General features: G+C 65.5%; 28 protein-coding genes and 1 other RNA gene. 21 read left to right on the top strand and 8 right to left on the bottom strand.

All coding sequences use genetic code 11. The annotated features are described in order from the left end of the window. Window positions 1-29: 29 nt before the first annotated feature. From LOC60_RS00815 to LOC60_RS00800, 4 genes are all read left to right on the top strand, one after another. The gene (locus tag LOC60_RS00815; protein WP_230020811.1) at window positions 30-701 is read left to right on the top strand and encodes a glycosyltransferase family 2 protein; all 672 of its coding nucleotides are present in this window, start codon (window positions 30-32) and stop codon (window positions 699-701) included. Further along, window positions 701-1,096, top strand: coding sequence for a DUF2304 domain-containing protein (locus LOC60_RS00810; protein ID WP_230020810.1), 396 nt, complete (start codon window positions 701-703; stop codon window positions 1,094-1,096). Before LOC60_RS00815 ends, LOC60_RS00810 begins: the two co-directional genes overlap by 1 nt. A gap of 6 nt (window positions 1,097-1,102) precedes the next feature. After that, window positions 1,103-2,263: a glycosyltransferase family 4 protein gene (locus LOC60_RS00805; protein WP_230020808.1), complete on the top strand. Its 1,161-nt coding sequence runs from the start codon at window positions 1,103-1,105 to the stop codon at window positions 2,261-2,263. A 66-nt stretch (window positions 2,264-2,329) separates the two neighbouring features. Continuing rightward, window positions 2,330-3,283, top strand: a complete 954-nt coding sequence (locus LOC60_RS00800; protein ID WP_230020807.1) for a glycosyltransferase — start codon at window positions 2,330-2,332, stop codon at window positions 3,281-3,283. A 118-nt stretch (window positions 3,284-3,401) separates the two neighbouring features. On the opposite strand, the gene LOC60_RS00795 is transcribed toward LOC60_RS00800, so the two are convergent. Further along, window positions 3,402-5,591: a GH25 family lysozyme gene (locus LOC60_RS00795; protein WP_230020806.1), complete on the bottom strand. Its 2,190-nt coding sequence runs from the start codon at window positions 5,589-5,591 to the stop codon at window positions 3,402-3,404. 772 nt (window positions 5,592-6,363) lie between these two features. Between LOC60_RS00795 and LOC60_RS00790 the strand changes: the two genes are divergently transcribed. The 8 genes from LOC60_RS00790 (at window position 6,364) to LOC60_RS00755 (ending at window position 12,493) form a co-directional block, all read left to right on the top strand. Beyond that, complete coding sequence (locus tag LOC60_RS00790) at window positions 6,364-7,677, top strand: hypothetical protein (protein WP_230020805.1); 1,314 nt, start codon at window positions 6,364-6,366, stop codon at window positions 7,675-7,677. A gap of 132 nt (window positions 7,678-7,809) precedes the next feature. Beyond that, window positions 7,810-9,036, top strand: coding sequence for a CpaF family protein (locus tag LOC60_RS00785; RefSeq protein ID WP_230021325.1), 1,227 nt, complete (start codon window positions 7,810-7,812; stop codon window positions 9,034-9,036). Continuing rightward, window positions 9,033-9,890 (top strand): type II secretion system F family protein, encoded by an 858-nt coding sequence (locus LOC60_RS00780; protein ID WP_230020804.1) that lies wholly within the window; start codon window positions 9,033-9,035, stop codon window positions 9,888-9,890. The genes LOC60_RS00785 and LOC60_RS00780 overlap by 4 nt, the downstream gene beginning before the upstream one ends. Next, window positions 9,887-10,828 (top strand): type II secretion system F family protein, encoded by a 942-nt coding sequence (locus tag LOC60_RS00775; protein WP_230020803.1) that lies wholly within the window; start codon window positions 9,887-9,889, stop codon window positions 10,826-10,828. Before LOC60_RS00780 ends, LOC60_RS00775 begins: the two co-directional genes overlap by 4 nt. A 68-nt stretch (window positions 10,829-10,896) precedes the next feature. Beyond that, entirely contained in the window at window positions 10,897-11,163 is a 267-nt protein-coding gene (locus tag LOC60_RS00770) for a hypothetical protein (protein ID WP_230020802.1), read from the top strand. Between the two features lie 20 nt (window positions 11,164-11,183). Further along, the gene (locus tag LOC60_RS00765; RefSeq protein ID WP_331460757.1) at window positions 11,184-11,594 is read left to right on the top strand and encodes a TadE/TadG family type IV pilus assembly protein; all 411 of its coding nucleotides are present in this window, start codon (window positions 11,184-11,186) and stop codon (window positions 11,592-11,594) included. 16 nt (window positions 11,595-11,610) lie between these two features. After that, window positions 11,611-12,024 (top strand): hypothetical protein, encoded by a 414-nt coding sequence (locus LOC60_RS00760; RefSeq protein ID WP_230020800.1) that lies wholly within the window; start codon window positions 11,611-11,613, stop codon window positions 12,022-12,024. Between the two features lie 64 nt (window positions 12,025-12,088). Further along, a complete protein-coding gene (locus LOC60_RS00755) occupies window positions 12,089-12,493 on the top strand; it encodes a pilus assembly protein TadG-related protein (protein ID WP_331460756.1) in 405 nt (134 codons plus the stop codon). Between the two features lie 22 nt (window positions 12,494-12,515). Here LOC60_RS00755 and LOC60_RS00750 read toward each other — a convergent pair whose 3' ends face one another. Both LOC60_RS00750 and LOC60_RS00745 read right to left on the bottom strand, forming a co-directional pair. Further along, the gene (locus LOC60_RS00750; protein WP_230020797.1) at window positions 12,516-12,800 is read right to left on the bottom strand and encodes a hypothetical protein; all 285 of its coding nucleotides are present in this window, start codon (window positions 12,798-12,800) and stop codon (window positions 12,516-12,518) included. A gap of 48 nt (window positions 12,801-12,848) precedes the next feature. Further along, on the bottom strand, window positions 12,849-12,989 hold the full coding sequence (locus LOC60_RS00745; protein ID WP_230020795.1) for a hypothetical protein: 141 nt from the start codon (window positions 12,987-12,989) through the stop codon (window positions 12,849-12,851). On the opposite strand from LOC60_RS00745, the gene prfB reads away from it, so the two are divergent. The 8 genes from prfB to LOC60_RS00705 all read left to right on the top strand — a co-directional run bounded on the left by prfB (window position 12,988) and on the right by LOC60_RS00705 (window position 19,605). Beyond that, complete coding sequence (prfB, locus tag LOC60_RS00740; RefSeq protein ID WP_230020793.1) at window positions 12,988-14,106, top strand: peptide chain release factor 2; 1,119 nt, start codon at window positions 12,988-12,990, stop codon at window positions 14,104-14,106. The genes LOC60_RS00745 and prfB overlap by 2 nt on opposite strands. A gap of 202 nt (window positions 14,107-14,308) precedes the next feature. After that, window positions 14,309-15,073, top strand: a complete 765-nt coding sequence (gene ftsE, locus LOC60_RS00735) for a cell division ATP-binding protein FtsE (protein ID WP_230020792.1) — start codon at window positions 14,309-14,311, stop codon at window positions 15,071-15,073. Beyond that, complete coding sequence (ftsX, locus tag LOC60_RS00730) at window positions 15,070-15,972, top strand: permease-like cell division protein FtsX (RefSeq protein ID WP_230020789.1); 903 nt, start codon at window positions 15,070-15,072, stop codon at window positions 15,970-15,972. The genes ftsE and ftsX overlap by 4 nt, the downstream gene beginning before the upstream one ends. A gap of 62 nt (window positions 15,973-16,034) precedes the next feature. Continuing rightward, window positions 16,035-17,426 (top strand): peptidoglycan DD-metalloendopeptidase family protein, encoded by a 1,392-nt coding sequence (locus LOC60_RS00725; RefSeq protein WP_230020788.1) that lies wholly within the window; start codon window positions 16,035-16,037, stop codon window positions 17,424-17,426. 44 nt (window positions 17,427-17,470) lie between these two features. Beyond that, window positions 17,471-17,944 (top strand): SsrA-binding protein SmpB, encoded by a 474-nt coding sequence (smpB, locus tag LOC60_RS00720; RefSeq protein ID WP_230020787.1) that lies wholly within the window; start codon window positions 17,471-17,473, stop codon window positions 17,942-17,944. Continuing rightward, window positions 17,941-18,300 (top strand): hypothetical protein, encoded by a 360-nt coding sequence (locus LOC60_RS00715; RefSeq protein ID WP_230020785.1) that lies wholly within the window; start codon window positions 17,941-17,943, stop codon window positions 18,298-18,300. The genes smpB and LOC60_RS00715 overlap by 4 nt, the downstream gene beginning before the upstream one ends. A gap of 63 nt (window positions 18,301-18,363) precedes the next feature. Then, window positions 18,364-18,735: a transfer-messenger RNA gene (gene ssrA, locus LOC60_RS00710) on the top strand. A 237-nt stretch (window positions 18,736-18,972) separates the two neighbouring features. Then, window positions 18,973-19,605, top strand: coding sequence for a uracil-DNA glycosylase (locus tag LOC60_RS00705; RefSeq protein WP_230020784.1), 633 nt, complete (start codon window positions 18,973-18,975; stop codon window positions 19,603-19,605). Window positions 19,606-19,651: 46 nt separating this feature from the next. On the opposite strand, the gene LOC60_RS00700 is transcribed toward LOC60_RS00705, so the two are convergent. Continuing rightward, the gene (locus tag LOC60_RS00700; protein WP_230020783.1) at window positions 19,652-20,029 is read right to left on the bottom strand and encodes a hypothetical protein; all 378 of its coding nucleotides are present in this window, start codon (window positions 20,027-20,029) and stop codon (window positions 19,652-19,654) included. A 98-nt stretch (window positions 20,030-20,127) separates the two neighbouring features. Beyond that, the gene (locus LOC60_RS00695; RefSeq protein ID WP_230020781.1) at window positions 20,128-20,628 is read right to left on the bottom strand and encodes a DUF1269 domain-containing protein; all 501 of its coding nucleotides are present in this window, start codon (window positions 20,626-20,628) and stop codon (window positions 20,128-20,130) included. A gap of 200 nt (window positions 20,629-20,828) precedes the next feature. Between LOC60_RS00695 and LOC60_RS00690 the strand changes: the two genes are divergently transcribed. Continuing rightward, window positions 20,829-22,535: a glycoside hydrolase family 13 protein gene (locus tag LOC60_RS00690; RefSeq protein ID WP_230020779.1), complete on the top strand. Its 1,707-nt coding sequence runs from the start codon at window positions 20,829-20,831 to the stop codon at window positions 22,533-22,535. A gap of 6 nt (window positions 22,536-22,541) precedes the next feature. Here LOC60_RS00690 and LOC60_RS00685 read toward each other — a convergent pair whose 3' ends face one another. The 3 genes from LOC60_RS00685 to hisN form a co-directional block, all read right to left on the bottom strand. Then, the gene (locus tag LOC60_RS00685) at window positions 22,542-23,630 is read right to left on the bottom strand and encodes a carboxylate-amine ligase (protein WP_230020777.1); all 1,089 of its coding nucleotides are present in this window, start codon (window positions 23,628-23,630) and stop codon (window positions 22,542-22,544) included. Window positions 23,631-23,787: 157 nt separating this feature from the next. Continuing rightward, window positions 23,788-24,570: a class I SAM-dependent methyltransferase gene (locus tag LOC60_RS00680; RefSeq protein ID WP_230020776.1), complete on the bottom strand. Its 783-nt coding sequence runs from the start codon at window positions 24,568-24,570 to the stop codon at window positions 23,788-23,790. Window positions 24,571-24,572: 2 nt separating this feature from the next. Next, on the bottom strand, window positions 24,573-25,382 hold the full coding sequence (gene hisN / locus LOC60_RS00675; RefSeq protein WP_230020775.1) for a histidinol-phosphatase: 810 nt from the start codon (window positions 25,380-25,382) through the stop codon (window positions 24,573-24,575). Window positions 25,383-25,444: the final 62 nt, after the last annotated feature.

Genomic DNA, 25,444 nt, shown 5'->3' with positions numbered 1-25,444 from the left:
TGTCGTCGGTGCTGTGGAATAATGGACGGGTGAATCGAACCTGGATAGTGATCCCGATGTACAACGAAGCCTCGGTTGTGGGCGGGGTGATAGAAGGACTGCTGCCTGATTTCCCGAATGTTGTGTGCGTGGACGACGGCAGCAGCGACGGCTCGCAGGACATTGCCCGGGCGGCCGGCGCCGTCGTCGTGCAGCATCCCATCAACCTCGGACAGGGAGCAGCGCTCCAGACCGGCATTGAGTACGCACTCCAGGATCCCGGGCTCGGCTGCATCGTCACGTTCGACGCCGATGGCCAGCACCGTGTCGAGGACGCACGGGAGATGGCGCAGCGGGTTTTGTCGGGTGAAGCCGACATTGTCCTGGGATCGCGTTTCCTGGATGACCGCACCAAGCTCACCCCCGCGAAGCGGCTGGTGCTGCGTACCGCGGCCCTGCAGTCGCGGATGGCAACGGGACTGCCGCTGACCGATGCGCACAACGGCCTGCGCGCGTTCAACCCGTATGTTGCCAGGAACATCAACCTGACACAGAACCGCATGGCCCATGCTTCCGAGTTCGTAAATAAGATTGCCAAGCTCGCTCCGCGCTGGGTCGAGCATCCCGTGGAGATTATTTACACCGACTACTCCCGGTCCAAGGGACAGTCGCTCCTGAACTCCGTGAACATCGTGGCCGAACTATTCCTAGGTAGAAACTAATGATCATCATTGTCCAGATAGTTCTGGTGCTGGCCGTCGTTATGGTTGCATTCGCCCTGATGAGCGGCGGCAGCAACGCCCGCCATCTGGCCATCCGGCGGATCCTGCTGATGATGTTCGCGGCTGCGGCGGTCTTCTCCATTTTCTTCCCCGAGATCCTGTCTGCCGTGGCATCGTTCCTGGGCATCGGCCGCGGTACCGATCTGGTGCTCTACGGCACCATCATTTGCTTCTTCGTCTACATGGCCACCACATACCAGCGCTTCCGCAGCATGGAAATTTCCATCACGAAGCTCTCGCGCAGGCTTGCACTCGATGAAATCGAGAAGCCCGCCGAGCGTACGGCCCGCACCTTGGACGCGAACGACGTCGACCGGCCCCAGCAGGGCGTCTAGGTACAGATGCCTGAGGAATCACCAACCGACGAACAGCTCCTGGCGCGCGGCGGTCCCCGCCGGTCCCTGGCCTTTGTAGTCAACAACTATCCGCCCAAGGTGGGAGGGGTGGAACTGCATGTCAGCGCTCTGGCACAGGAACTCGCTGCACAGGGCCACCGCGTCACGGTGGTTACCCTCGATAACCAGCACCCCGGTGGCTTTGAGCACGGCGTCGAGGTTATCCGGATGCCTTCAACCCGGACCATCGGCGGGGTGCTCGCGTTTCCGTTCCCCGGTGCCCGTGCCCGGATCTCCCGTCTCCTGAGGGAGCGCGGCGTCGAACTGGTTTCCACCCACACCCGGTTCTTCCCTATGTCGTTTGTGGGGATCAGGGCGGCCAAGTCATTAGGCGTACCGTCGGTCCATACGGAACACGGTTCGGACTATGTCCGCGGAGTCTCGGCGTTCGTGGGCCTGGCCAGCCGCATGGTTGATTGGACCCTTGGTCGCCTCGTCCTGCGCGGCGCCGACCGGATCCTGGGGATTTCCTCTGCGTCCGTCACGTTTGTCCGCCGGCTTGCCGGGCGGGAGGCCGTGGTTTTCCACAACGCCATCGACTCCGCGTTCTTCGCCGAGGCCGCCGTAGCGGGCGCTCCGCCCCGGAGGCTGGTCTTCCTTGGCCGTCTGGTCAAGGGCAAAGGCTGGGAACGTGTTCTGGAAGTGGCAGAGGCCCTGCTGCCCGCGCATCCGGATCTCACGGTGCACTTCATCGGGGACGGCGCGGAACGCACCGCCCTGACCGAGGCCGTTGGGCGGTCTGCGCACAGCAGCAGGTATACGGTCCACGGGTACCTTGATCCCGCACGCATCCGCTCCCTCCTCGCAGGGAGCATCCTGCTGAACCCCACCGAACTTGCCGAAGGATTCCAGACCACGCTGCTGGAAGCAGTGGCCGCGGGTGCATCGATTGTCAGCACCCCCGTTGCCGCTGCGGCCTATCTGCAGGACGCCGGCGCTCCGGTACGGATGGTCGAGTCCTCAGATGCTCCGGGCTGGACAGCAGCCACCGGGGAGCTGCTGGGCACACCCGGCGCACCGGTCCCTGCGGCCCTGCTCGAGTCAATGGACTGGAAGGGCAGGGGACGGGACTTTATCGATATCGTCTCCAAGCTCGGCCCCGCCTAAACCCGCGGATCAACCCCCTGCCCGCCGCCCGGCTCCAGGTATCAACCGAAACAGAAGGACTCACCTTTGCAACCTCACAGCAGCCCGGTCCCGGTGACGATCGTCGTCGTGACCTTCAACCGGTCCGGATACCTGTCCAGGCTCCTGGAGTCCATCGCCGCCATGTCCACGCCCGCCGCACGGGTCATCGTGGTGGACAACGCCAGTACCGACGATACGAGCGAGGTGGCGGCCGCCGCGCCGCTGCCTTCCTCGGTCCTTCGCTATGAGCGGCTGGAAACCAATACCGGGGGAGCGGGCGGCTTCTCAGCCGGCGTGGAACTGGCGATGGAAGAGGGCGCCGAGTGGATCTGGGTTATGGACGACGACGTCGAGGTGGTCCCGGACGCGCTGGCCAAGCTCAGCCCGTGGACGGAAAAGTTCCAGTGCCTCCACGGCCGCCGCGAGGATGCCGACGGGACTCCGTACTTCTGGCAGCACCGGATGGTGCAGTCCCTGGGCGTGCCTATGCTCACGACGTCCGATCCGTTCGCCGGCGGTGAATCCGCCAACGCCAATGTGGGCTGCTTCGAAGGAATGCTTATCCACCGCGATATCGTGGCCCGGATCGGCCTGCCGGATCCCCGGTTCTTCATCACGTGGGATGACACCGTCTACGGCTGGCTCGCTTCGCAGCACACGGAGGTCGGCTACGTGAACGAATTCGTGCTCCGCCGGGCACGGCCCCTGAAAACGGTCCCCCTGGGCAGCCACCAGGTCAACACCGCGAACGACCTGTTCCGGTTCCACCTGATGCGCAACCGGGCCTACATTGCGAAGTACTTTGCCCGGTACGGTACCTTCCGGCGGATTCCGTTTGCCGCGGGCACGGCGTTTACCTTTGCCAAGGAGATTTACCGCTGCCTGGTCGCGGAGAAGTCCTTGAAGGGGCTGCGTCCGCTTGTGAAGGGACTCCTGGCCGGCCGGAAAATCCATGCCGACAGGACCTGGCAGCCGATGCCGGCCCTCGAGGGGGCCTGAGCCACCCAGGGACCGGCGGGGGAGCCCTCGACCGGTACTGAGCCCGCTCATAAACATAAAAACGCCCGACCGGAGAATCCGGCCGGGCGTTTTTAGGGTTTCGCCCTATCCTTCGGTGCTAACGGCCGGTGACCACCGCTCCGCGGGCAGCGGTCCAGGTGATGGTGCCGCCCTGGAACGTCTGGGTGCACTTCATCGGCGAGGTCTTGGTGCACGTCTCGGCTCCGGTCGGGTAGCCGAGGGCTCCGGTCTCGAATCCATTTTGCCGCCAGGCATCACGGATGGCTCCGGCGCTGCTTACCTGTGCTCCTGTTGCCTTCGACCAGAGGATCGCTCCATTCTGGAAGTTCTGGTAGCAGCCGCCGTCCCGGAGCCCGCAGGTCTCCGCTCCCGTGGGGTAGCCCAGGCTTCCGGTTTCGAATCCGTTCTTCCGCCAGGCCTCGCGAATCACGCCGTTGGCACTGACCTGGGCGCCGGTGGCTTTGGACCAGAGGATGGCTCCGTTTTGGAAGTTCTGGTAGCAGCCGCCGTCGCGGAGCCCGCAGGTTTCCGGGCCGGTGGGGTAGCCCAGGGGTCCGGTTTCGAACTTGCTGGCAGCCCAGGCATCGCGGATGGCGCTGGCTGTGCTGATCTGGGCACCGGTGTCGGCTGACCAGAGGATGGCTCCGTTTTGGAAGTTCTGGTAGCAGCCGCCGTCGCGGAGCTCGCAGGTTTCCGCTCCGGTGGGATAGCCCAGGCGCCCGGTCTCGAATCCGGCTTTCCGGTAGGCATCCCGGATAACGCCGTTGGCGCTGATGTGGGCGCCGCTGGCCGGTGACCAGAGGATGGCGCCCTTCTGGAAGTTCTGGTAGCAGCCGCCTCCGGCCAGCCCGCAGGTTTCCGTACCGGTGGGGTAGCCGAGGGCTCCGGTTTCGAATCCGCTCTTTTTCCACGTATCCCGGATGGAACCGTTCTTGCTGACCTGGGCGCCGGTTGCGGGTGACCACAGGATGGCGCCCTTCTGGAAGTTCTGGTAGCAGCCGCCACCGGTCAGTCCGCAGGTTTCGGCCCCCGTGGGGTACCCCAGGATGCTTTTCTCGAAGCCGATCTTGCGCCAGGCGTCCCGGATGCCGCCGTTGAGGCTGGGCTGCACGCCGCTGGCAGGCGAGTACAGAAGTGCACCCTTGGAGAAGTTCTGGTAACAGCCTCCGTTGACTAAGCCGCAGATAATCCCGGTGGTACTGCTGCCCAGGGCTGGTGTGGCTGCGTGCTTAGCCTCGAAGAGAGGTGCGACGGCGGGTGTATTGCCTTTGGCGAATGCCGTGAGGGCAGCCGAAGAGCCGTTGAAGACATTGGAGTCACCTACGAAAGGTCCCGTGGAGCTGTACTGCCAGATGTTGTAGGTGGCCCAGCCGGCGGGCGTCGATCCGGGTGCCCGGGCGTAGCTGGCCAGGTGCAGGGGGTGGTCGGAGAAGGCCGAGCTGTTCCCGGTGCAGGTCTGCCACCAGTCGGTGGTGGTGTAGATCATCGGTACCCGGCCGGTGCGTGCCCGCACCGTATCGGAGAAGGCACGGACCCAGTTCACCATCTGCTGGGCGGTCATGTTGTAACAGGTGTTGCCCAGCTCGGGGTAAGGGTTGTACTCGATGTCCAGCAGGGGCGGCAGGGTGGAGCCGCCGGAGTTCCATCCTCCGCCGTTGTTCACGAAGTAGTTCGCTTCGGCTGCCGCGGAACCGACCGAAGGGATCGCGAAGTGGTAGGCGCCCCGCACCATTCCCTTGTTGGCGGAGCCGTTGTACTGCTGGTTGTAGAACGGGTTCTTGTAGTACGTCCCCTCAGTCGCCTTGACGTAGGCGAAGCGGGCCCCCATATTCCATTGCTGGGTCCAGTCCACGTTGCCCTGGTGGCTGCTCACGTCAATGCCCTGGATTCCCGGCGGCCGCCAGTCATTGACCGCGGCGGGGGACACCTTTGCGTCGGTGGTGGCCAGGATACTGGTTGCCGGGAAGGCGCTTCCCTGCGTGGCTGCGCTTCCTTGCGGGGCGGCGTCGCCGACGAGGTCCGGGACGTGTTCAGGTTCGGCCAGCCCCTCGGCCGCCACTTCCTTAAGTTCCTCCACCTCTTCCGGGGTGGGAACCTGCGGATCGCCGGTGATCCGCAGGCGGTCCAGGCCCTGGCCCATGCGCGCGCCCAGTTCTTCGGCTGCGGCGTCGAGGTCCAGGGATTCCGTCTCGGGGGCGGGGGAGGGCGTGACCGCCGCGGGAGGAGCGGTTTCCTCCTGTGCGGGTTCCTCCGCGGGCTGCGGAGCCGGCGCAGGTTCAGCCGGCATACGGGCAGGCGCGTCGGCGGGGTCTTGACTGCCGTGGGGATCCGGCAACTCTGCCGGAACCGGACTTTCCGTTTCAGATATAGCGGGGGTGGGCACTGGCACGGGTGCAGTTAAAGAGGAGGCGGGTAATGCGGAACCACATAGGCTCCCGGTGAGAATTGCAGCCCCAAGCCAGCGAGTGAATAAAGTTCTTTTCACGAGATTCTCCATGATGTTTCGCCGGGTCAGACGCATCCCGGGTCACGTGAAGACTATCCGACAGCCCTCTCTGCAACACCAGCGCAGTACCGCACATTGGTCACAAACAGGAATAGAAAAACCGGTTACGGATTAGTTTTCAAAACCTGCCTCTTCGCCCTAACCCGGCGCCGTATCCGGCCGATAGTCAAAGGCAGGGAGAATTGTCAGGTCGGTCTTTTCTGCGGCGGAGCTGCGGCACAGCCTGCATAACCTGCAGAACGGAAAGTGCGATTCCCGGCAGGATTCCGGCCGTGCCTAAAATCCATCTCCCGAACCATTGCATGGGTCCGCCGTCTGCGCTTTCCCCCGGACCCGACAGCGGTGGCCCGCCACGTCCTTTTCCCGTGCCCCGCACTGGACGGTGCCCGCCGACGAAACCCGCGGCGGCAGTTCAGAGCTGTAAACTGTGGGCTAAAGACGAACGACGAAGTACGGACGACCTCCCATCGTGCAGTACGTTCCGGCGCCACCCGGGCCGGTTCCTGCCCCTCCCCGAACGTGCTGCGTCCTATGAAGGGGATCTCCCTGTTCCATGAGTAAACTCTCCAAGACCGCAGCAGACAGCGGGACCGACGACGGCGGGATCGGCCGGAAGCAGGCGTCCGGCGTCGGTGTGGCGTCCCTGCTCGCAGCTGCGTCCGGGTTCCTGATTCTCTTCATTGCCGCCCGTGCGCTCTCGCCTGCGGACAATGCCGAGTTCCTGGCTTACTGGGCCGGGCTCTTTGCGGTGATCGGCATCCTGGCCGGAGTGACAGCGGAAACCACGCGCGGCGTAGGCACGGTCGCAGCAGCCGAGGCGGCCGGCGGTTCGGCAACCGGTGAACCCGCTGCGGCGGGGCAACCCGCTGGCGCCCGCGTTATGGTTTCAGCCCTGATTGTTGGCGGGACGCTGGCGGTCCTCGTCCTTGCCTTGGGACTGCCCTTCGCGGACGAGCTCTTCAGTGACCACGGCGTGGCGATAGTCCTGTTGCTGGCCCTCACCTCGGTGGTGTTCGCGGCCCACGCGGCAGTGGCCGGTTCGCTGCAAGGCAGGGCCCTGTGGGGGCCGTTCTCCCTGCTGCTGACACTCGAAGCCCTGTTCCGGTTTGTCGCGGTGCTGCTGGCGGCCGTACTGGGCGGGGCCCTGTTCGGCATTGAAGTAGCGTGCCTGGCAGCGCTGCTCGCGTGGCTGGTGGTCCTGGCGTCCTCCCGCCCGGCCCGGGCCGCGGCGTTGTCCCGGGCGGACATACCGCTGGTGCCGTTCCTGCGCCAGACCGGACATGCGCTGCTCTCTGCAGCGGCGTCAGCGGCTTTGCTGGTCTCCTTCCCGCTGCTCGTCAAACTCACCACGTCCACGGAGGACTACGACCTTGCAGCTCCGCTCCTGCTGGCAGTCTCCCTGACCCGGGCACCGATCATGCTGCCCCTGCAGGCGTTCCAGGGGCTGGCCATCACCTCTGTCATCCGGGCCCGGGACGAGGGGCTGAAGGCCCTGCGGAAACCAATCGCCGCGGTGGCAGGCCTCGGCGTCGTCGGTGCCGGGCTGGCGGCCCTGATCGGTCCGTGGATCATGCTGTTCTTTGGCCAGGACTACCACGTGTCGCGCTGGGTGCTGGCGGCCCTGACACTGGCGGCAGCCGTCATCGCCCTGTTGACCCTCACCGGCACCGGACTGCTGGCCATGGGCAAGCACCGTTCCTACGCCGTCGGGTGGGTAGTGGCTTCCGTGGCTGCATTCATCTGCCTGCTGCTGCCCTTCTCCACAGAGGTCCGATGCGTCCTGGCGCTCTTTGCCGGGCCGCTTCTGGGCATTGCAGTCCACCTTGCGGCACTCCCGCGGAAAAAGGCCGCGGTCCAGCCCGTCTGACTTATCCACAGCCTGCGTAAACTACGCTCGCGCCCTCGCATCCGTGCCCTTACTGTGTGGCCGGTGGCCCCGAGGAGGGCTGCAGCCAGTCTCGTACCGGGCCGTATGGTCCGGTAGTCGCGGGGGATGCTGATGGATGCTGTGCGGATCGTCGAAGACGAGGTGCGGGAGCTCATCCGTGTGCGCGGGCTGGATCCGCAGGAACAGCCCGCCGAGGTGCGGCGGCTGGTTGATGCAGCCGTTTCCGACTATGACGAACGGTCCCTGCTGGGGAGCCTTCCACCGCTCGGCCGGGCGGAAACCGTCCGCCGGCAGGTGTTCGACGCCGTTGCCGGCTTCGGGGCCCTCCAGCCGCTGTTGGATGACCCCACGGTGGAGGAAGTGTGGATCAACGCGCCCTCGGAGATTTATCTCGCCCGGGACGGCCGGTCCGAACTCACTTCCCTGACCCTGACGTCCGAGCAGGTCCGGCTCCTGGTGGAGCGGATGCTGAAGTCCTCGGGCCGGCGGCTTGATCTTTCCTCGCCGTTCGTGGATGCAGCCCTGCCGGACGGTTCGCGGCTGCACGTGGCAATCCCGGACGTCACGAGGCGGCACTGGGCGGTGAACATCCGCAAGTTCGTGGCCCGTGCCCGCCGTCTCGAGCATCTGGTGGAACTGGGCACCCTGACCCCTGATGCTGCCCGCTTCCTCGGAGCCGCCGTCGTGGCCGGCCTGAACATCCTGGTGTCGGGTGCCACGCAGGCGGGCAAGACCACTATGCTCAACTGTCTCGGTGCGTCCATCGGTCCGCGGGAGCGGGTCGTGACCGTTGAGGAGATCTTTGAGCTGCAGCTGCCGCTGCGGGATGTGGTGGGGCTTCAATGCCGCCAGGCCAACCTGGAGGGACAGGGCGAGATTCCCCTCCGCCGGCTTGTGAAGGAAGCACTGCGCATGCGGCCGGACCGGCTGATCGTGGGGGAGGTCCGGGAAGCCGAGAGCCTGGACATGCTGATTGCGTTGAACGCCGGCCTCCCGGGGATGTGCACCATCCACGCCAACAGCGCACGGGACGCGGTGACCAAGCTGTGCACCCTGCCCCTGTTGGCGGGCAACAACATTTCCAGTGCCTTCGTGGTTCCAACCGTGGCATCCTGCATCGATCTGGTGGTCCACTGCGCCCGGACCGGCACCGGACGCCGGGAGGTCACGGAAATCCTGGCCCTGGGCCGGCGGGTGGAGAGCGGGATCATCGAGTCGTCCCCGGTCTTTGGCCGCGTGGACGGGAAGCTGGCCGTGACGGCCTCCTCCATGCCGGCAGCCGATAAATTCGCTTCGGCCGGCGTGAACATCGCTGCCCTGCTTGGGGCGGCAGCATGAGCGCCGCCGCCGGATTGACCCTGGGCATGGGCCTGCTGCTGCTGTGGCAGTCCTGCTGGAGCCCGCCGGCGCGAACCCTTCCCCGGCGGCGCCGCACCGGATACCTCGATGACCTGCTGCGGCAGGCGGGAATTGAACGGGTCCGGGCAGCGGGACTCCTCGCCACGTGTGCCGTCACGGGCGGCTGCGTCCTTCTCCTGTTCTTCATCCTGACGCTGTCGTTGCCCATAGCTGCCTGCTTCGGGCTTTTCGGGGCCGGACTGCCCTACGCCATAGTGCGTTTGCAGGCCCGCCGCAGGAGGGCCTCGCTGGCAGAACTGTGGCCCGACGTCGTTGACCACCTGCGCTCTGCCATCCGGGCAGGCCTGTCGCTGCCGGAGGCGCTCATCCAATTGGCCGGCAACGGTCCCGAGGAGCTGAGGGGGTACTTCCGCGCGTTTGCCGCCGACTACCGGTCGGCCGGCAACTTCGAGGACGCGCTGACCAGGCTCAAGGACAACCTTGCTGATCCGGTGGCGGACCGCATCATCGAGGCCCTGCGCATTACCCGGCAGGTGGGCGGCACCGATCTGGGCCGGCTCCTCGGCACACTGGCCGGCTTCCTCCGCGAGAATGCACGGACCCGGAGCGAACTGCTGGCACGGCAGTCCTGGACGGTCAATGCGGCAAGGCTGGCGGTGGGGGCTCCCTGGGCGGTGTTGCTGCTGCTGGCCGCCCGGCCGGAAACAGCTGCGGCTTACAACTCCGCTGCCGGCGCCACTGTGCTTGTCGCGGGCATCGGCATCTCCGTCCTTTGCTACCGCCTGATGCTGAGGATAGGGGCATTGCCCGAAGATGTGAGGGTGCTGCGGTGACGCCGGGTATCGCTGCGGCGGTGCTTGCCGGAGCCGTGCTGGGCGCCGGACTGCTGCTGGTGCTGCACCGGCTGCCCCTGGTACGGCACACAACGTTTGCCGAGCGTGTGGAACCGCAGCTGCGCTCGGTCCGCCCGGAGTCACGGCTCCTGGCAGCGGCCGCCCGGGACGTTACGCCGTTCGGTCCGCTGGAGCGGATCCTGCGGCCATTGCTCCACGACGCCGTACGCCGCCTGGCGCGCTGGTCTCCGGCCAACCGGGCTCTCGGAATGCGGCTGCAGCAGGCCGGCGGGAACAAGTCCGTTTCGGATTTTCGTGCAGAACAGGTCCTGTGCTCCGGCGCCGGGTTCCTTGTTGGGGGAGCGGCGGGCGTACTGCTTGCAGGGAGCGGTCGAATTGGTGTTGCGTCGGTTGCCCTGGGTACCTGTGCGTGTGCCGTTGCGGGGTTCCTGCTGCGCGACTACCTGCTGACCCGGCAGATTGAGCGACGCAACAGCCGCATCCTGGCCGAATTCCCCAGCCTTGCCGAAATGATGGCGCTCGCCGTCGGCGCGGGGGAGAGCGCCGTTGGAGCGCTGGAACGTATTTCCACTGCCGCTCAAGGGGAGCTGGCCGACGAATTCAACCGGGTCCTGGCCCAGACCCGCTCCGGACGCCCGCTTACCGGTGCCCTGCAGGATTTCTCGGACCGGCTCCGTCTTGCCCCGCTGACCCGTTTCGTCGATGGAGTCACCGTCGCAGTGGACCGGGGAACACCGTTGGCGGACGTTATGCGTGCGCAGGCCCAGGACGTACGGGACGCCGCCAAGCGCGAGCTGATGGAAACGGCGGGCAAGAAGGAAATCGCCATGATGGTGCCGGTCATTTTCGGGATCCTTCCCCTGACCGTGCTCTTTGCAGTGTTCCCGGGCCTGGCGCTGCTGCAGCTGGGACTGTGAGGTCGCCGAAGTCCAAAGAACGATGACGGGGGAGGAAGCCATGGGAAGTACGAGGGGATGGAGATACGATGAACCGCAGTAATCAGAGCAGGAACCGGGACGGGGCACCGGGCGAGGGCTGGAAGACGCTGGCCGCTGTGGTGTCAGGGTGGTGGCACCGGCTGGCATGGCGGTTCCGTGCGGCGTTGAAGCCCGGGGATCCGGAACGCGGCGACGTACCGGGCTGGGTGATGATCACCCTGATGTCTGCGCTCCTGGTCGCCGGGCTGCTGCTAGTGGTACAGCCGGCGCTCGAGCGGTTGTTCGAATCCGCAATCGAACAGGTACAGCCATAATCCGCAGGCGCAGGCGCACCGTGACCGTCGGGACCGGCAGGCACAGTGCCGCCGGCCGTGCCCGGGACCGGGACCGCGGGTCGGCCGTCGTCGACTTCGTTATGGTGGGAGCGTTGGTGAGCCTGGTGTTTATGGCCGTGGTCCAGTTGGCGCTGGTGCTGCATGTGCGCAACACCCTGATTGACGCCGCAGCTACGGGTGCACGCTACGGGACGCTGGCGGACCGCAGCCCCTCGGACGGCGTCGAGCGGGCGGTCTCCCTCATCGGCGGTGCGCTCGGCGAGGAGTATGCCGGGGATGTCAGTTACTCCGAGCAGACCGTGGACGGCGCACGCCTGCTGGAGATCACCGTGCGGGCACCGCTGCCGGTGATCGGTTTCATTGGACCCGACGACGGATTAGAGGTTAAAGGGCATGCGGCCTGGCGGTGAGGGAGGGCCCAGGCCGGTGCGGCGGGCACCGGATGAGGGCGGGAGCGCCGTCGTCGAGTTCATTTTCCTGGGCCTGCTCCTGCTGGTGCCCGTGGTGTATCTGGTGATTACCGTCGGCCAGGTCCAGGCCGCCTCATTTGCGGTGGTCGGTGCGGCCGACGCTGCCGCGAAGGTCTATGCGGCAGCACCGGACACGGGGAGTGCCGAGCAGCGGGCGGCCGAAGCGGCCGAGCTGGCCCTGAGCGACTTCGGGCTACAGTCGGACGGGCTGCTGATGGACATCAGCTGTTCCGAAGCCTGCCTGGCGCCCGGCTCGACAGTCACGGTCAGCGTCCGGTTCGAGGTTCCCCTTCCCGGGCTGCCCTGGACCGCCGGAACCCCGGTGGTAGTGGATGCTGAGTCCGCACAGGTTGTGGAGCGGTTCGGATGAGTCCGGGGTTCCGGTGAAACCGGCAGGCGGGCACCCGGAGGATCGGGAACGGGGACAGGTGGGGGTGCTCATTATCGGATACGCCGTGCTGACGCTGCTGACCGTCACCGTGGTGATGGCGGCGTCGTCCGTCTATCTCGGGCAGAAGAAGCTGCTCTCGGCAGCCGACGGTGCGGCCGTGGCCGCGGCCGACACGTTCTTGCTGGGGGAGGCGGCTGCCGGAGACGGGCCGTCGGCTGTCCTGGGCGCCGACGCCGTGCGGAGCGCGGCACACGGTTATCTCGCTGAAACGGGGGCCGAGGGGCGGTTCGCGGACCTGGCCGTGGCGGCGGAGACCGGCACGGCGGACGGCCGGACGGCACGTGTGGTGCTGACAGCGCGGGTTCATCCGCCGATCGTGAATTTCCTGGTGCCGGACGGAATTCCGATCACCGCGGTCAGTGAAGCCCGGGCGAGGCTGCTGCAGTAAGGCAGCCGCCGCGCGCCGGCTGCTACGAAGCCTTCCGCTGCTCCTGGGCCTCGCGCACCGGACCATGGCCCCAGCCGCCGTGGTCCACGTCCAGGATCCGGCCGTCCTCGCCGTAGCAAATGGTCACCGGCTCACCGAACTGTTCGCAGTCGCCGTCGGGGCACCTGTCCTTCATGTTGCCCACGTACTCGTTGGAGAAATGCTGCTCCCACTCGTCCACTTTGCCCAGGGCCCAGGGATCGCCCTGCTCGGCGAGGTCGTTGAGTTCGTCCAGGGTGTACATGCGTCCGCGCTCGGGATGGGTCAAGACAGGCTCCTTCGAAAGGGCGTACATTTCCGTATCCGTCCCTTTAATCTAGCGCTGCCCACCGACACCCCGGCCCGAACCCGCCCGGCGCGTCCCGCAGTCTCCATACTCCGGCACAACGACGACGACGGCGGCGGCGGCGGGCGGCGGGCGGCGGCGCGGGGACATGGCGTAGGCTGTAAGCACCATGGCAGAAATAGATTTTCCCGCAGAAATCCGCGCCCTCCGCTCCACCTTCGCCTCCATTGAAGAGGTTTCGGACGTGGCAAAGATCAAAGAGGACATCGAAGAGCTGAGCGAGATGGCCGGCGTCCCCGACCTCTGGGACGACCCCTCCGAAGCGCAGAAGATCACCTCCAAGCTCTCGCACCGCCAGTCGGAGCTGGAACGCCTTCAGACCATCGAATCCCGCATCGATGACCTCGAGGTCCTGGTGGAACTGGCCCAGGACGAAGCCGACGCCGATTCCAAGGCAGAGGCCGTAACGGAGCTGGAATCCCTCCGCAGGTCCCTGTCCCAGCTGGAAGTTGTCACTCTGCTTTCCGGTGAATACGACCAGCGCGAAGCCGTGGTGACCATCCGTTCCGGCGCCGGGGGAGTGGACGCCGCCGACTTCGCCGAAATGCTGCTGCGCATGTACCTGCGCTGGGCCGAACGCCACGGATACCCCACCACCGTCCTGGATACGTCCTACGCCGAAGAGGCCGGCCTGAAATCCGCCACCTTCGAAGTGAAGGCACCCTATGCCTACGGCACCCTGGTGGTTGAGGCCGGCACACACCGCCTGGTCCGGATCAGTCCGTTCGATAACCAGGGCCGGCGCCAGACCTCCTTTGCCGCCGTCGAGGTCATTCCGCTGATCGCGCCCACCGACCACATCGAGATCCCGGACAACGAAATCCGTGTCGACGTCTTCCGGTCCTCCGGTCCCGGCGGCCAGTCCGTGAACACCACCGACTCCGCCGTCCGGCTCACGCACCTTCCCACGGGCACGGTGGTCTCCATGCAGAACGAAAAGTCGCAGCTGCAGAACCGTGCCGCGGCCATGCGCGTGCTGCAGTCCCGGCTCCTGCTGCTGAAGAAGGAGCAGGAGGACGCCGAGAAGAAGGCTTTCGCCGGCGACGTCAAGGCTTCCTGGGGTGACCAGATGCGCTCCTACGTGCTCAACCCGTACCAGATGGTCAAGGACCTCCGCACGGAGCATGAGGTAGGCAACACCTCGGCGGTGTTCGACGGCGAGATCGACGACTTCATCGACGCCGGCATCCGCTGGCGTGCACACGGCAGCGTCTCGGCCCGCAAGTAGCCGGCTGCGGCCGGGAACGGCTGCCATGCCCGCAGCGGCCGGGCGGGGGACCGGTTTCTGCGGGCTCTCGACAGTGTGCAGTGCGACACGCGCTGTTAGGTTGTGGCTCACTGCGGCGGAAGCTGGCTATAGTCGAGAAGCCGGTGCCCATACCCCGAACCAAGGCCCGTGTCTCCGGCCGCTTCATGGGCACTAAGTAGTGATGATCACTTTCGACAATGTCACCAAGCTCTATGACCGGAAATCCCGGCCCGCGCTCAACTCGGTCAGCCTCGACGTGGACCGCGGCGAGTTCGTTTTTCTCGTGGGCGCTTCCGGCTCCGGTAAGTCGACGTTTATCCGGCTGATCATGAAAGAGGAGCACGCCACCAGGGGAACGGTCTATGTGGCCGGCGCCAACGTGGCCAAGATCCCGAGCTGGCGGGTGCCGAGGCTGCGCCGGGGGATCGGCGTCGTTTTCCAGGATTTCCGCCTCCTGCCCAACAAGACAGTTTTCGCGAATGTTGCCTTTGCCATGCAGGTGATTGGCCGCAGCCGTGCCGTTATCCGTGATTCCGTACCGGAAGTCCTCAAGACGGTCGGCCTGGAGGGCAAGGACAACCGACTGCCGCACGAACTCTCCGGCGGTGAGCAGCAGCGCGTCGCAATCGCCCGTGCCATTGTCAACAAGCCGGGCATCCTGCTCGCCGACGAGCCCACCGGAAACCTCGACCCCACCACGTCGCTGGGCATCATGAAGGTGCTGGACCGGATCAACCAGAACGGCACCACGGTGGTGATGGCGACGCACGACGACGACATCGTCAACGCGATGCGCAAGCGCGTGGTGGAACTGCGCAACGGCAAGATCATCCGTGACGAGCACGAAGGCATCTACCTTGGCGAACCCGGGCCGGAACGGGAAACGGACAAGGTGCCGGACCTGCCGGATGCGCCCGTCCGCCGGGAGAGCGGGGTAGCTGAATGAGGCTCGCATTTATCCTGGGCGAGATCGGCTCCGGCCTGCGCCGGAACCTGTCGATGGTGATCTCCGTGATCCTGGTGACCTTCGTGTCGCTGACCTTCGTTGGAGCTGCCGGGCTGCTGCAGCTGCAGATCGGCCAGATGAAGGGCTACTGGTACGACCGCGTGCAGGTTGCCGTCTACCTGTGCACCGAGAACGACACGTCCGCATCCTGCGCCTCCGGCGCCGTTACCGACGAACAGCGGGAGGCCATCGAGGCGGACCTGCAGGCGGACCGCTACGTGGAGACGGTCGAGTATGAAGACCAGGAGACCGCGCTGACCCACTTCCGGGAGCAGTTCGCCAACTCTCCCATTGTCGACAGCATCACCGCCGATATGCTGCCGGAGTCCTTCCGGGTGAGCCTGGTGGATCCGGAAAAGTACGAGGTCATCAACGAGGCCTTCTCCTCCAAGCCGGGGGTCGAATCGGTCAGCGACCAGCGTGAACTGTTCGAAAAGATGTTTACCTACCTGAACCTTGCCTCCGTTGCAGCGCTGTCCATTGCCGGCGTTATGCTCATCTGCGCCATCCTGCTGATTGCCACCACCATTCGGCTTTCCGCGTTCAGCCGGCGGCGCGAAACGGGGATCATGCGCCTGGTCGGCGCGTCCAAGGCCGTCATCCAGCTGCCGTTCGTGCTGGAAGGCGTCATCGCCGCCGTCATCGGCGCGGTCCTGGCGTCAGCGGCGCTGTGGAGCACCGCGCACTTCTTTATCGGCAACCTGGCCCGGCAATACCCCACCACGGCCTTTATTTCCTCGGAACAGGTCCTGCTCCTGACCCCCGTTCTACTTGTTCTCGGAGCGCTGCTGGCGGGAGTATCCTCGCTGTTGACGCTCCGCCGGTACTTGAAGGTCTAGAGTCAGGAACACTGGGAAGAGAATGCGGAAGATCATGGAGAGTCTCGACAATGGATAATGCAGTGCCTAAACGGTTCGGTCGCGCGCCTGCGTCCCGGGCCCTGACTGCGGTTGTCGCCCTCCTGACCCTGACGTTCTCCGTCGCGTTCAGCAGCACGGCCAGTGCCGGTGACCTCGAGGACCGCCAGGCCGCAATCGAAGCCGAAAAGGCGAAGGTCCAGCAGGACTATGAGTACCTCGGAGAAGACATAGCCGAGACGGTGGCCAAGCTCAACATCTATAAGGCCCAGCTTCCTTCCGCCCAGCAGCAGCTCGCCGACGCCGAAGGGCGGGTCGCCAGCGCCGCCGGCAAGGTAAGCGCACTGAATGAGCGCGTCGCCCTCGCCCAGGACACCCACAAGACCATTACGGCACAGATCGAGAAGGACCGCGAGGACATCGCGGCCACTGAAAAGGCGATCGGGCAGATAGCATCCCAGGCCTACAAAAACGGCGGCGTTCCCTCCACTTTGTCGCTGATGTTCGGCGCCAAGGGTGCCGACAGCCTCACCGATTCACTGGGCATGGCGGAACAGGCCCTGAAAGGCCAGAACGCCGCCGTGGAAAAGCTGTCCCAGCAGAACGCCAACAACGTGAACTCCGAAGCACGGCTCTCAGCCGTGGCTGACGAGATCAGCAAGCTCAAAACCCAGGCGGAAGAAGCGCTCAAGGCAGAGCAGTCCGCGCGTGACGCGGCAGCCGCGGAGAAGCAGAAAGTGGATGACCTGGTTGCCCAGACCGCGGCGATGAACCAGGAACTCGAGGCACAGAAGCCGAAGCTCCAGTCCCAGATGGCCAGCCTGGAAAAGGAAAGTGCGCAGGTCACGGCGGACATCGCCGAGCGGCAGCGGATCCAGCTCGAGGAATACAGGAAACGCGAACAGGCCCGCATTGATGCTGCCAACCGCGCGGCGGCCGAAGAAGCGGCACGGAATAACCGGCCTGCCCCCCCGGCCCAGAACATTCCGCAGCCCGGCAGCCCGTCCTCCTTCGGACTTCGCAACCCGGTGATCGGTGCCCCTGTTTCCTCCGGCTTCGGCTGGCGGGCCACCCCGGCGGGGACAATTGATTTCTTTGGCAACGGCGGCTACCTGCACTCCGGCATCGACTTTGCCCCCTCCTGCGGCACGCCGGTCTATGCCCCGGCGGGCGGCCATGTGTGGCGGGCGGACCAGGGCGGCGGCGAAATGGTCGGCACCGGCAACCGGATTGTCCTCAACCACGGCGTGGTGAAGGGCAACGCCCTGGCCACCAACTACTACCACCTCAGCGGGTTTGCTGTGTCCGTCGACCAGTGGGTCAACCAGGGCCAGCTGATCGGCTACGTGGGGAGCACCGGCAACTCCCAGGGTTGCCACCTGCACTTCGAGACCGTGCTGAACGGCAACCTCGTGGACCCGATGGGCCTTCTCTAGGCCTACAATAGAGCTTTCGCTAAAACCTACTAAGGAGTTGCCCCGTGCCTAAGGAAAGTGGCCGTAAGGTAGTGGCCACCAATCGTAAGGCCCGGCACGACTACGAAATCCTCGATACCTACGAGGCCGGCATGGTTTTGATGGGGACCGAGGTGAAGTCGCTGCGTGAGGGCAGGGCCTCGTTGGTTGACGGGTTCGCCACGTTCTACAACAACGAGCTCTGGCTCGAAGCCGCCTATATTCCGGAGTACCTCAACGGCAGCTGGACCAACCACTCGGCCCGCCGCCGGCGCAAGCTGCTGCTGCACCGTGAACAGCTTGAAAAGATTATGCGAAAGACCAGCGAATCGGGTTTTACCATCGTGCCGCTGCAGCTGTACTTCCTGGACGGACGCGCCAAGGTGGAGATCGCCGTCGCCCGCGGTAAGCGGGAGTACGACAAGCGCAACACGCTTCGGGAGAAGCAGGACAACCGTGAGGCACTTCGCGCGATGCGGGAGAAGAACCGGGGCGCATGAGCGGAACGTTCTGGGAACCGCAGGCCGAAGCGGCCGAGGAAGCCTCCGCCCGCAAGCCCGCATGGACATGGATTGTCACGGTAGTCGACCTGTTGATTGTCCTGGCAGTGGTGCCGGTGGTCATCCTGGTGGTGGTTCCGTTTTTCGCCGCCTACTACCTGTACCTGGCACAGGTGCTGGTGTGGCTCGCGCCGGTGCTGGTCCTGGCGAACATCGCCTTGTTTGCCTGGGCCTTCCGAAGCAAGGCACCCGGCATGACCGCGCTGAGCATCCTCTCGGTCCTCTTTGTCCTTGTCTCGTGGATCCTGCTGGTTATCTGGGGTTCCCCTGTTGTGGTCTTGGGCATCCGGTTCTGAGGCCCGCCCGGAGCATGCGCTACAATAGGTGTTCCGGCTTCGGCCGGATTGGTAACTCAATAAGGGGATGACCGGTTTCGACGATGTTTTGTTGAGACAGGGGAAGCGGGCCGAGGATACAGGGTTATCTCGTTAACGATCTCTGTAAACCAATAAGTGCCGAATCAAAGCGCACTGACTTCGCCCTTGCTGCCTAAGCAGTAAGGCATAGTCCGTCAGCCCGGGGATGCTCTCGCCCCGGTGCCTGGCGTCATTTAGAGGGCCACTGCTGAACACCTTCGCCGTTGGGGTGTTCGGGACTTTTAGACGGCTGGGTCCGGATCAGCCACTTGTCTGCGTGATGGCTGGGACCGAGAAAATCCGCTGCAGACTGCGCCCGGAGAAGCCCTGACAAAGCGACATCGGACGGGGGTTCGATTCCCCCCATCTCCACTGAGGATCTCCAGCCAAAGCGGGGAGTGCCTACGGGCGCTCCCCGCTTTGGCCGTTTAAGCCACCGACACCAGGGGAGTTGTTTCTCACACCGGCGAGGTTTCCCTCGTCACGGGGCGCATTCCCGCCCGCCCGGGCAAGGTGCGTTGGTAAACTTTGTCTTAGGCAGTACCCGCGCCGGCAGGACCCGGAGCGGGCGATATAACCGGTCGCAAGACCTCGTAGGAGACGCACCACTTTATGCAAAGCCCGGCACTCGAATCCCAGCATGACGACCTTTGGAACCGACGCTATGACCCCAATGTCGCCGAGGTGAACCAGCTTTGCGACGCCTTGGCTGAAATGAAGCCGGGAAGCCAGGTGCCCTACATCGATCCCATGCACGATATCGGGGAGTGCCGGATCATCAGCCTGTTCTCCAACATCGGCACTGCCCATGAATCAGGTTTTATTACGGCCGGCGACAACGAGGCCGTGGCACGGCTTCTGGGCGTGCATTGGCAGGCCGGGTTGCGGCCCGAGTTCGTGATGCCGTGGAACGCCTATCCCTGGCACGTCCCGGGCGAACCGAACGGCAAGCTGACCAAGGAACAGGTCCAGGAGGGACTGCGGCCGCTGCTGCGTTTCCTGGCCCTGGTTCCCCGTGCATCCGTCATCGTTGCCCACGGCACCGAGGCGCAGCGTCTGGCCGCATTGTTCCTCAAGACCGAGAACCGCATGATTTACCGCCGCAGCATCAAGGTCTACAAGGCCCGCTCGCTTTCCGGCCGCTCCTTCGGTGCAACCGCCGAACGGCAGCAGGAGGCATTGGACGACATGCGCGCCGCCTACACCGACGCGATGGCCCGCACCGGCCTGACCGCCGCACGCTAGCAGCCGCTGCGCCCGCCGGAACCATCCGGCGGGCAGCGGTTGGCTGTCAGGCGCCAGGCGCGTCCTCCGCGGCGTCCACTACCCCGATGAAGCGGGAGCCCACTCCGGGGTACTCCGTGCGTACGGCTCCTGCGGGCAGCTCGGGCAGTTCCCGGACACGGTGGTCCTCACACGCAATGAACGTAAAGCCAGGCCACCACTTTTTGGGCCGGGCAGATTCCGTGTAGCCGCAGACGGTGCAGGTCAACTGCACCCACACCGGCCGTTTACCGGTGCGGTTGGCCCTGGACTGGACAAGCCATCCGGGCGGATCGGACTGCAGGCGTGCCAGCTCGGCGTCGTCCACATGCGCGGGGATGCCGTGGCGGGTGGCCATTTCGAGCGGAATATCTAGGATCTGGGCGGCCTGGCGTCGAGTAGTCATCGGTTAAACGATACGCGGTGAACCGTCCCTGGCAGCACTTCAGCGGGGCGGCTGCCTCCCGGACGCCGCCCCGCCGTCGAGCACTAGTGATAATCGCCCTAGGCGGGCGTGGACTCGAAGAAAGCCTCCCGCAGGTTGGCTTCCTGGTCCTTCGAGAGGTTCGTGTAGATCAGCTTCGCTCCGGAGTAGTCCTTGAAGGCCTCCGCTACCCGGTCCTCGACCGCGTTGGAGGACAGGACAAACAGGGCCGAGCTGCCGGGGGTGACCTCCCGGCGCACCTGCGCGATGAAATCGTCATTGATACCGACGTCCACCATGGAACCGGACATGGCACCGATGGCCGCACCCACCGCTGCGCCAATCAGCGGAACAAAGAAAATGAGGCCAAAGAGCAGTCCCCAGAAGCCGCCGCCCAGGGCGCCGGCCCCCACCATGTTGTGTTCCTGAATGGTCTTGGGCTTTTTCCGCCCTTCGGGCCAGGTCACGATGGCCTCGTCCTGGACAGTGATGAGGCCCTGGGACTGGAGGCTGGCCAGTGTTTGCGTGGCGCGTTCCGCAGCCTCCGCATCCGAGAATTTCCAAACGGTCAGTGTTGCCATGGCAGTTACTCCAAACGTTAGAGTTCGGGTCAGATCCGCATACGGGACCTATCCGGCAGCGCCAACGTTAGTGCCGCGTCGGGGCACGTACAAGGAAAACGGCTGTCCCGGGCAGAGCCTGCACGGTAACTCCCCGCAGCCCTGTGCGGGCCGCAGGCCCGGACGTACTATGCATGGACACGGTGAAAGGACGGGTGTCCATGGCACCTCCCAGCAGTCCCGCCTGGTGGACCAACGCCGTCGTCTACCAGATCTATCCCCGGAGCTTTGCCGACACCACCGGTGACGGTATCGGCGACCTTGGGGGCATCATCGACCACTTGGATTATCTGGCCGATCTGGGTGTGGACGTGGTGTGGCTTTCCCCCATCCAGCAGTCACCCCAGTTCGACAACGGTTATGACATCAGCGACTACCGCCGTATCGATGAAATGTTCGGAACGGAGGAACAGTTCGACCAGCTCCTGGCCGGCCTGCACAAACGCGGTATCCGGCTGATCATGGACCTGGTGGTCAACCACACCTCCAGCGAATACCCGGGCTTCCAGTCCTCCAAGGCGTCGCGGACATCCCCGAAGCGGGACAGGTACTGGTGGCGGGACGCCCGGCCCGGGTTTGAACCCGGGGAACCCGGTGCCGAGCCGAACAACTGGCGGTCCTTCTTCGGCGGATCCGCCTGGACCTTCGAGCCGCGCACCCGGCAGTACTACCTGCACCTGTTCACTCCGCAGCAGCCGGACCTGAACTGGGAGACCCCGCGGGTGCGGGCCAAGGTGTACGCCATGATGAACTGGTGGCTGGACCGGGGCGTGGACGGCTTCCGGATGGACGTCATCAACTTCATCTCGAAGGATCCGGCGCTTCCGGACGGCGTGGTGGAACCAGGGGGAATCTGGGGCGACGGATCGCCCTACTTCGTGTCCGGACCGCGTATCCACGAGTTCCTGCAGGAGATGCACCGCGAGGTCTTCGACGGCCGCAGCGGGCAGTACCTGACGGTGGGGGAGACGCCGGGGGCCACAGTTGACCAGGCACTGCTGTTCACCGACCCGCGGCGGCGTGAACTGGACATGGTGTTCCAGTTCGAGCACGTCAGCCTGGACCAGGGCGCCGGTAAATTCGACTACCGGCCGTTGGCCCTGCCGGACTTGAAGACCAGCTGGAACCGCTGGCAGCGCGGACTGGCGGAAACCGGCTGGAACAGCCTTTACCTGAACAACCATGACCAGCCCCGCGTCGTGTCCCGCTTCGGCAATGACACACAGTACCGGTATGAATCAGCCACTATGTGGGCCACGCTGCTGCACCTGCAGCGGGGTACCCCCTACATCTACCAGGGCGAGGAGATCGGGATGACGAACGCCGGCTTTACCTCGATCGGCCAGTACCGGGACGTGGAATCGCTGAACTACTACGCGGAGGCGCTTGAACGGGGGATGGACCGCGAACAGGTGATGGAAGCGCTGCGCCGGATGAGCCGGGACAACGCGCGTACCCCCATGCAGTGGACCGGCGGACTGCATGCCGGGTTCTCCGAAGCAACCCCGTGGATCCCGGTGGCAGCGGGCTACCGCAGCGTCAACGTGGAAGCGGACCGTGCCGCGGAGCAGTCCGTCTTCCGCTACTACCGGGAGCTGGTCCGGCTCCGGCACGAGTCGGACCTGGTGTCACTCGGGGATTTCCACCTGCTGGACCCTGCCCATCCGGCACTGTTTGCCTTTCGACGCACCCGCGGGGACCGGGCGCTGCTGGTCCTTGGCAACGTGTCCGACGAGGAACTGGGAGTGCCGTCCAATCTGGAAACGGGAACGCTGGTGCTGGGCAATTATTCCGACGCCGGAGACCGGCACCTGCTGCGGCCCTGGGAAGCGCGGATCCTGGATATTTCCACCTACCAGGGCGGTTGAGCCGGGCTATTCGGCAGTCAGGCTGCGGGTGTACAGGTCCGCGAGCCCCGGATAACCACCGGACCGGACGGCGGCGCGCTGCCGTTCGGCGCCGGTGCCGGTACCCAGGACACGGGCGAGGCCGGCAGTCACGAAATCGCTGTCTCCGGCATCCTCCAGAGCCGGTGCAACGTACTCCAGCAGTGCGTCCAGATGTTCGGCCGCGGGTACGCTGCCGCCGGGATGTGACAGCAGGTTTCCGCCCATGCCGAAGCGGGCAGCCTGCCACAGGCCGACGTCGAGCAGTTCCGGATCCGGGACGACAGCCGGAACGGCGGCTCCGTCGGACGCGAGCGTCTGAACCAGCGACCGCACCAGGGCCGCCAGCAGCAGGGAGTCCCCGGCCTGGAGCTGGGCATCCGCAATCCGTACCTCCACCGTCGGGAAGTTCTCGGAGAGCCGGGCCGCCCAGCCCACGTGGCCGGCGTCGAGCACCACATCGGTGGCGAGCAGCCCTTCGAGCCTCCTGGCGTAGTCCTGCGCATCGGCGAAGACCGGCGGGCAGCCCTGTACGGACCAGCGCCGGTAATGGACCATCCGCCAACTAGCGAAGCTGCTGTCCTGTCCGCGCCAATAGGGGGAATTTGCGGCCACGGCACCCAGCAGGGCCAGCCAGGGGCGGAGCCCGTTCAACACCCGGACCCCGGTATCGCGGGAGGGAATGCCAACGTGGATATGCGTGCCGTTGACGTATTGTTCGTGTGCCACGGCTCCGGTCAGGACCCCCATCCGGCGGTACCGGTCCGAGGAATTAAGCACCGGTGGACCCTCCGCGATCCGTGGCGCCGCTCCGGTGGCGGCCACCCGTACGCCTGTGGCTGCTGCCGCCCCGGCAAGCCGGGAGCGGAACCCCAAGAGGGCGTCCAGCGCCTCCTCCCGGGTGGTGCAGACCCGGGTGGAGCTCTCCACCTGTGCATCCAGCAGCTCGGCGGAACTGGTGAACGTGCCCTGGTCAGGTGAAATCAGTGCACGCGTCAGTTCCTGGGCTGCGGTGGGGAACCCGGTGGAAGCATCCATCAGGAGGAACTCTTCTTCGATGCCGAAGGTGAAGACCATGTGCGTTTCTCCCTCCACCGATGACGCCGCACCAATGCCGCTGCACCAGTCACGCCGCACCAATGACGCCGGACTTCGACAATTCTATGTAGGCGGGGGAGACGGCGCACCAGGGCTTAGGAGGACAAACCCGCCGGAAGCCCGGCGTCCGCGGCACTCATGCCGCCCGTACTGCCCGCCAGGTCAGCGTGAGGTACGGCAGCTCCAGGACGTCCCCCGCCGCGTGCCCCAGATGCTCGTAAAGGTACCAGGACAGGTTCGAGTGCAGTTTCCGGCGTGCGGCGTCCCCCGCCGACAGGTAGAACGCCCGCGACCGGGCCAGCTCAAACAGGTCTTCGGGCGTCATCGGCTGGGTCCAGGCCACGGTGGAGGATTCTTCCAGCGTGAATTCCGGGCCCAGCTCCGGCCGGAACCCCGGGCGCAGCACGTCTCCGGCATGGATGATGCGTGAATAGCGGTGCACCCACGGGACGCCCACGTCGAGCTGGTTCCAGATGAGCCCGACGACGCCGTGCGGCCGCAGGATGCGGGCGAACTCCCGGCTGGCGGCGGCAGGGTCGCACCAGTGCCAGGCCTGGGCCACGGTCACGGCATCCAGCGAGGATGCGGGAAAACCCGTCTCTTCCGCCGTGCCCACGCTCACGGGAACGTCAGGCAGCAGCCGGGACAGTTGGTCGAGCATGTCCCGGGACGGGTCGACGGCGCGGACGTTCAGCCCGGCGTTATGCAGCTCCCGGGTGTACTTCCCCGTGCCGGCACCGACGTCGGCCACATCCCGGACCGCGGGGACCTCCGGGCTGCCGGGACGGTCGAACAGCCAGCGCACGGCTTCGGCCGGGTATCCCGGGCGGATGCGGTCGTAGTGTTCCCCGCCCGCCTGGTAGCTGTCCGCCAGCTGCCGGCGGCGCAGTGCCTCAAGCCGTGGTCCGGAGGTGCCCACAGTTACAGGAGGTCGTCCAGGTCGGGATTCAGGCGCTGCAGCACTTCGCTGTGCAGCGTCCCGTTGGTCGCCAGGGCGTTTCCACCGAACGGACCGTCTTCGCCCTCGAGTGAGGAGAAGCGGCCTCCGGCCTCGGTCACGATCGGAACGAGGGCGGCCATGTCGTAAAGGTTCAGCTCAGGCTCGCAGGCAATGTCCACGGCCCCCTCGGCGACCATGCAGTAGGACCAGAAATCGCCGTAGGCGCGGGTACGCCAGACGGACTCGGTCAGGTCCAGGAACTCTTCGAGGTTGCCGCGGTCCTTCCACCCGCCAAGGCTGGAATAGGACATTGACGCGTCGGACAGCCGGGACACGTTGGAGACATGCAGCCGGGTGGCCGCGGCCAGGGACCGGCCCATGTAGGCCCCGGTGCCGGTGGCCGCCCACCAGCGCTTTCCCAGCGCCGGGGCACTGACGAGGCCGACCACCGGGACGCCGTCGTCGACCAGGGCGATCAGGGTGGCCCACACGGGGACGCCGCGGATGAAGTTCTTGGTGCCGTCGATCGGATCGATGATCCACCGGCGCGGGCCGGAGCCGCTGGAACCGAATTCCTCGCCCAGTACGGCGTCGCGGGGCCGGGCGCGGGAAAGCTGCCCGCGGATGGCGTCTTCGGCGGCCTTGTCGGCATCGGTTACGGGCGTAAAGTCCGGCTTGGTTTCGATCTTCAAATCCAGGGCCCGGAAGCGCGACATGGTCTGGTCATCCACGGAATCGGCCATCACGTGGGCCAAGCGCAGGTCATCGTTGTAGTTCTGAACAAACGGCATACTGTTCAACTTATCCTTATTCGGCGGGCACAGCCCGTCATTGGGCCCGCTAGCGGGCGGTG

It is taken from the genome of Arthrobacter sp. zg-Y769, assembly GCF_020907405.1.
GTDB lineage: Bacteria > Actinomycetota > Actinomycetes > Actinomycetales > Micrococcaceae > Arthrobacter_B.
The sequence above is the reverse complement of the archived record's forward strand: the minus strand, read 5'-3'. Positions and strand labels throughout refer to the sequence as shown.